Source organism: Gordonibacter pamelaeae 7-10-1-b, from assembly GCF_000210055.1.
Lineage (GTDB): Bacteria > Actinomycetota > Coriobacteriia > Coriobacteriales > Eggerthellaceae > Gordonibacter > Gordonibacter pamelaeae.
On sequence record NC_021021.1, the window covers coordinates 2,665,191 to 2,670,992 of the forward strand.

Consider the following 5,802-nt stretch of genomic DNA (forward strand, 5'->3'; position numbering starts at 1 on the left):
ACCACCGCCGCGCCCGCCGACGCGTGCGCCACCACGGCAACCATGACCGACGAACCCAGCGACCCGCAGATCTGCCTCAGCGAGTTCACGATGGCGGTGCCCTGGGGAAGGTCGTCCCCTCCCAGATCCGTCATGCAGTACGCCGTCATGGGCATGAGGATGAACGCCACGCCCACCATGCGCACCAGGTACAGGGCCGCCACCAGCGCCACGGGCGTGGAATCCGAGAAGAACACGAACGATGCCGTGCCCGCAATGAGCAGCGAGAAGCCCACGATGCCGACGAGCTTGCCGCCGAAGCGGTCGAACAGGCGCCCCGTCACCGGGTTCAGCAGCGGCATGCACAGCGCGCCCGGCAGCAGCGTGAGCCCCGACTGCGTGGCCGTGAACCCGTGGATCTCCTGCAGGTAGAGCGGAACCTGCAGGGCCGACGCCATCATGGCCATCTGCGCCACCACCAGCAGCAGCACCCCCGTGCGGAACACGCGGTTGCCGAAAAGCGCCAGCTTCAGGTAGGGCTTGCGCAGGCGCACCTGCCGCACGGCGAACGCCGCCACCAAGGCCAGACCCGCGAGCGTGGGGCCGAAGGCGCGCGCGTCGAGGAACCCGAACTGCTCGAGGCCCGTCACCCCCACCATGAACACGATCAGCCCGAACGTGTACAGCAGCACGGACGGCACGTCGAGCGCAACGCGCTCGTGCCTCCCCACGTCGCGCACCACGAGCGACGAGGCCAGAAGCGATGCCACGGCCACCAGCCCCAGCAGCAGGAAGATGGTGCGCCAGCCGAGCGCATCCGTGATGATGCCCGACAACGTGGGACCCACGACCGGCGCGAACCCGAACACGAGCCCCACCAGGCCGAGCGCCTGCCCATACTGGTCTTTCGGGTAGATCTCCAGCGCCACCACCTGGATGAGGGGCATGAGCACGCCCGTGCCGCACGCCTGCATGAGCCGGGCCGCCAGCAGCAGGGGGTAGGTCGTGGCATAGTACGCCAGCACGCAACCTGCCGCGAACAGGGCGAGGGCGCCCAGAAACAGCCGACGCACGTTGCAGCGGGTGATGAGGAACGCCGAGAACGCGGCCACGATGCCCAACGTGTACATATACGACGTGGTGAGCAGCTGCCCCAGCGTGGCATCTACGCCGAACTCGCGCATCACGGCAGGAAGGGCGCTCGTGAGCATGCTCTGGCTGACCGAGGCCACGAAGGTGCCCACCAACATGGCGACCAGCACCACCTTCGGGCTGAACTGTTTTTCGACGAACGGCATGCCCCGATCATACGCCCGCTGGCGCCCGCGTGTCAAAGAACGGTCGGCCAACGTGCGCTGTCAAGCCTTTCAACTACATTTTAACTGTATTGACATGGGGTTACGGTCAAACGACGATAACAGCGCCAACTGTTATCCAAGGAGAGGAGACCACCCATGGCGGTCGAGGCATACTGCATGAAGTGCAAGGAGAAGAAGGTCATGAAGGACCCCGTGGCCAGCACCACGAAGAACGGGAAGCCCATCACGAAGGGCACGTGCCCCGTGTGCGGCAGCACGATCTGCCGCATCGGCAAAACGAAGTAGCGGCGGGCAGCCGGCGCTCCCGCGAGCAACCGCGCATCGCGGGAGCGCGCAGGCAAGGAAGGAGCGGGCCCGCGCAGCACATGAGCCCGCGCAAGCATTCGCGTATCGAAAACAAGGGGAGCCTCAATATGGAAACATCATCGATGAAGAAGTACGCCGCAGAGGCGTTCGGCACGTTCGTGCTCACGCTGTTCGGCTGCGGCAGCGCCGCCGTGGCGGGCGCGACGCTGGGCACGCTCGGCATTGCCATGGCATTCGGCCTGTCCATCGTGGCCATGGCGTTCGTCATCGGCAACGTGTCGGGGTGCCACATCAACCCGGCCGTGTCGTTCGGCCTGTTCTTGGACAAGCGCCTGTCGGGCAAGGACCTCGCGGGCTACTGGGTTGCGCAGTTCGTCGGCGGCATCGTGGCCGCGGCCGTGCTCGCGCTCGTCATAAGCATGTGCGACCTGGGCGGCGTGGCCGCCACGGGCCTGGGCTGCGACGGGTACGGGGCCGCATCGGCCGTGGGGATATCCCTGGTGGGCGCCCTGATCGTCGAGGTGATCCTCACCTGCATCTTCGTGCTCAGCGTGCTGGGCTCGACGGCCGACGAGCGCACGGCACCCTACGCCGGCATCATCATCGGCCTCACGCTGGCGTTCGTGCACATCATGGGCATTCCGCTGACGGGCACGTCCGTGAACCCGGCGCGCAGCTTCGGCCCGGCCCTCATGATGGCCGTCTCCGGCGACGCCACCGCCCTGTCGCAGGTGTGGGTGTTCATCGCGGCCCCGCTCGCAGGCGCCGCGCTGGCCGCGCTCATCTGGATGGGGTTGAAAAAGCGCAAGTAAAGGCGCAGGCAGCAAGCAGGAAAGCTCCCCTTCCACAGGGACGGAAGGGGAGCTTTCCTCCCTAAAGGGGCCGTTTTTTCCGGCGCGCTACTTCAGGAACGGGAGCCCGCCGTCTCCCAGGCGCAGCTTCTCCACCACGGACCGCATCATGGCACCGCGGCCCTTGAGACAGACGAGGCAGATGGGCACGGGCACGGCATCTTTCGGTGCCAGCACGCGCACCGTCAGGGATGGATCGGCGCGGCCGAGCGCAGGAATGCCCGTCGTGAAGATGATGCCGCCCTCGCCAAGGAACCGGACAACGTCCGCTAGGGCCAGCTCGACGAAATTCAAATGCGCCCCCTGTTGGCGGTAGTGCTCGACGATGGTTTCGTTCGCGTCGTCGAACCAGCTTGAAAGGCCCATGGGGTACCGTGCGAGGTCTTCCAGGCTGACGACGTCCTTCTGGGCGAGCGGATGCCGCGCCCCCATCATGACGCCCGCTGGGACGGTGCCCACGGGGAAGCACTCCACATCGCCATGGCGGAACGCCCCTACGGTGACGAGGGCATCGTACGTGCCGTCCGCAAGTCCTTCGAATCCGGCCTCTCCCGTGGCAAGCTCGTACGTCACCTCGATGCCGAGACGGGCCCGCGAGAACGAGGCCGTGTTCTCGCGCACCACCTCGTTGCCAGGAAAGGCCGGCGTGTTCAGCGCAAGCCGAAGCCGATCGGGCAGGCCCCCGCGCTCGCCGTAGGACCGGGCGAACGCCTCCAAGCTGTCGAACCCGGCGATCACGCCAAGCGCCTTCTCGCCGAATTCCTGGCAGAACGGCGTGGGGCGCATGCCGCGGCTCTCGCGCACGAACAGGCGCCGACCCAGCTCGCGCTCGAGGTCGGCGATGGCCTTCGACACCGTCTGCACGGTTACGTACTGGTCTTTGGCCGCCGCGGACAGGCTACCGTGCTCGATGACCGCGGCCAGGTATGTGATTTGCTTTATGTTCAACGACGCACCCTATCGAACCGAGAACGAGCGTATCAGCGTGCCATTGTACCCGGCCTTCCCTGCCGCCCGCCGGTTATGAATGCCCTTCAAATATATTTTCAAGTCGCGATACGATTTACCTTGACCGGGATATGAACACGGTATCGCGCGCTCCCTCATCGGGGAAGCGGGGGGATGCCTCCCCCTCCGACGACGATCAGCTCGCTGGCGATCCAACGTTCGAAGGCAAGATAAGCCGGGGACTTGCGGTCTTTCATGCTCACCAGGCAGAGGGGAATGGCAACGGCGTCTCCGGAGGCCAGGGGCTTGATGACCGTACCAGGGTACATCTCGCCCAGCGCCGGGATGTGCACCATGAGGCACATGCCACGATGGACGTCGAGATGCTCGTCGAACTTCTCCGGAACGATCGGCACGAACGTCGCATCCACCTTGCGCCTGCGGTACACCGTGACGATGGACTCGTTGAAGCTGTCGAATTCCTGCGACACCGCAATGGGGTAGCCCGAGAGATCGGCCAAGCTCACCTCGTCCTGACCGGCCAGGGGATGCGTCTTGGACATGACCACCCCGGGGGCGACCGCCCCAACCGACACGCAGTCGGTATCGGGAGTCGAGAGCGTGCCGATGGTGATGAGCGCATCGTACTCGCCCGCCCGCAACAGGGACAATCCTTGCGTACCGGTTTCCAGCACCACGGTCGAATCGAGGCCGAGGCCCCGGTTCGCGAACTGGGCTATGCTCGCGCAGGCCCGCTCGTAGCCGTAAAACGCCGGCGAGCACAGCGCGAGGCGCAGCGCATCGGGAAGGACGTTCTCATGGTAAAGCTTGGCAAACGCCTCCAGCTCGCCGAAATCATCCAGAACCGGCAAGGCCTTCTGGTAGAACGCCTTGCCGAACGGCGTGGGATGCACGCCGCGGCTCTCGCGCACGAACAGGCTCTGGCCCAGCTCGCGCTCGAGGTCGGCGATGGCCTTCGACACGGCCTGCACGGTTACGTACTGGCCCTTTGCCGCCGCGGACAGGCTACCGTGCTCGACGACCGCGGCAAAGTATCGGATCTGCTTGATATTCAACGACTTTGCCCCCAAACGCTCCTCGTTTCCCTATCCTTTGAACTTTACAGCGACAAATGTCACCTTTTCATGCAGCGAGGCTCATTCAACTTCTTTTGAAACCTTGCGGTTGCAGAGCCGACGCGCAGGATGGCCGCCGCTTGCCCGCAGCGCACCCGCCGCTTGGAAGGTTTGTGGCGAACGTGCAGGGCGACGCGCGCCCCGGCTGCCAAGCGATACCATGAAGCCATCATCGAGGGCGAGCGAAAGGGCCGCATGGGCATCCTCAAACAGGGCGACTGCGCCGACGTGCAGCGCGTGGGCATCCCGCGTGCGCTGCTGTACTACCGCTACGGCACGCTGTGGGAGACGTTCTTCGGCGAGCTGGGGCGCGAGGTGGTGCTGAGCCGACCGACGGACCGCGCGCTCATGGAGGCGGGCGAGGCGCTGTCCGTGGACGAGTGCTGCCTGGCGTCGAAGACCTACCTGGGGCACGCCGAGAGCCTGCTGGATTCCTGCGACGCGCTCTTCGTGCCGAGCATGGGCAACCTGGGGCGGCGCAAAGGGTTCTGCACGAAGTTCCAGGCGCTGCCCGACCTGGTGGCGAACACCTTCCGCGACCGCGGCGTGCGCGTGGCCTCATGCCTGGCAGACGCCGTGGAGGGACGCTCGTCGCTGCGCGACGCATTCCTCGAGCTGGGCGGGTGCTTCGGTGCCAGCCCTCATGAGGCGAAGCGCGCCTGGAGGTCGGCCCTGCACGCCCAGGAGCGCGCCGACCGCGCGGCGGCGGGGGCGCAGGAGAGGCTGCTGGCCTCGCTTGCGGCCACGCAGGGCGCGGGGCGGCCGCTGGCCATCCTGCTGGTGGCGCACCCCTACCTGGCGCACGACCCCTACCTGGGCGGCAGCGTGGTCGACCCGCTCGAGCGCCTGGGCGCCACGGTGCTCTACGCGGACGAAGCGGACCACGAGCGCGCGCTCAAGGCCAGCTTCGACTTCTCGGCCACCATGCCCTGGGTGGTGAATCGCGAGCTCATCGGGGCTATCCTGCTGCTGCACGAGCGCATCGACGGCATCGTGCTGGTGAGCGCGTTCCCCTGCGGGCCCGATTCCATGGCCGACGACGCCATCATGCGCTGCATCCAGGGCAAGCCCATCTTGAACCTCACCATCGACGCGCAGAGCGGCACGGCCGGGCTGGAAACCCGCATCGAGAGCTTCGTGGACATCCTGCGCTACCAGAAGAAGGGGGGCTACGTGCATGGCTGACCTCGAGGGAAGCGCCGTAGGCGGGAGCGGGACAGGCGGAGGCCCGCTGGAGGCGGGCCCGGCCGACGGCTCGGACGA

Annotated in this window: 6 protein-coding genes; 3 read left to right on the top strand and 3 right to left on the bottom strand. The window is 66.4% G+C overall.

Annotated elements, in window-relative coordinates; genetic code table 11:
* Positions 1-1,277: DHA2 family efflux MFS transporter permease subunit (locus GPA_RS12365; protein WP_049784147.1), on the bottom strand; the 1,277-nt coding region annotated here is incomplete at its 3' end.
* 156 nt (positions 1,278-1,433) lie between these two features.
* Here GPA_RS12365 and GPA_RS19345 point away from each other — a divergent pair.
* Positions 1,434-1,583, top strand: a complete 150-nt coding sequence (locus GPA_RS19345; protein ID WP_015540068.1) for a DUF5679 domain-containing protein — start codon at positions 1,434-1,436, stop codon at positions 1,581-1,583.
* A gap of 128 nt (positions 1,584-1,711) precedes the next feature.
* Positions 1,712-2,416, top strand: coding sequence for an aquaporin (locus GPA_RS12375; RefSeq protein ID WP_049784286.1), 705 nt, complete (start codon positions 1,712-1,714; stop codon positions 2,414-2,416).
* Between the two features lie 87 nt (positions 2,417-2,503).
* Here the strand turns inward: GPA_RS12375 and GPA_RS12380 are convergent, their stop codons facing one another.
* Together GPA_RS12380 and GPA_RS12385 are read right to left on the bottom strand one after the other, a co-directional pair.
* Entirely contained in the window at positions 2,504-3,403 is a 900-nt protein-coding gene (locus GPA_RS12380) for a LysR family transcriptional regulator (RefSeq protein WP_049784148.1), read from the bottom strand.
* Positions 3,404-3,558: 155 nt separating this feature from the next.
* Positions 3,559-4,494 (bottom strand): LysR family transcriptional regulator, encoded by a 936-nt coding sequence (locus GPA_RS12385; RefSeq protein WP_049784150.1) that lies wholly within the window; start codon positions 4,492-4,494, stop codon positions 3,559-3,561.
* 240 nt (positions 4,495-4,734) lie between these two features.
* Between GPA_RS12385 and GPA_RS12390 the strand changes: the two genes are divergently transcribed.
* Entirely contained in the window at positions 4,735-5,724 is a 990-nt protein-coding gene (locus GPA_RS12390; protein ID WP_156791029.1) for an acyl-CoA dehydratase activase-related protein, read from the top strand.
* Positions 5,725-5,802: the final 78 nt, after the last annotated feature.

Excerpts from the sequence above, each read along its gene's own strand:
- GPA_RS12390 (WP_156791029.1), top strand. The coding sequence starts at position 4,735 with ATGGGCATCCTCAAACAGGGCGACTGCGCCGACGTGCAGCGCGTGGGC.
- GPA_RS12375 (WP_049784286.1), top strand. The coding sequence starts at position 1,712 with ATGGAAACATCATCGATGAAGAAGTACGCCGCAGAGGCGTTCGGCACG.
- GPA_RS19345 (WP_015540068.1), top strand. The coding sequence starts at position 1,434 with ATGGCGGTCGAGGCATACTGCATGAAGTGCAAGGAGAAGAAGGTCATG.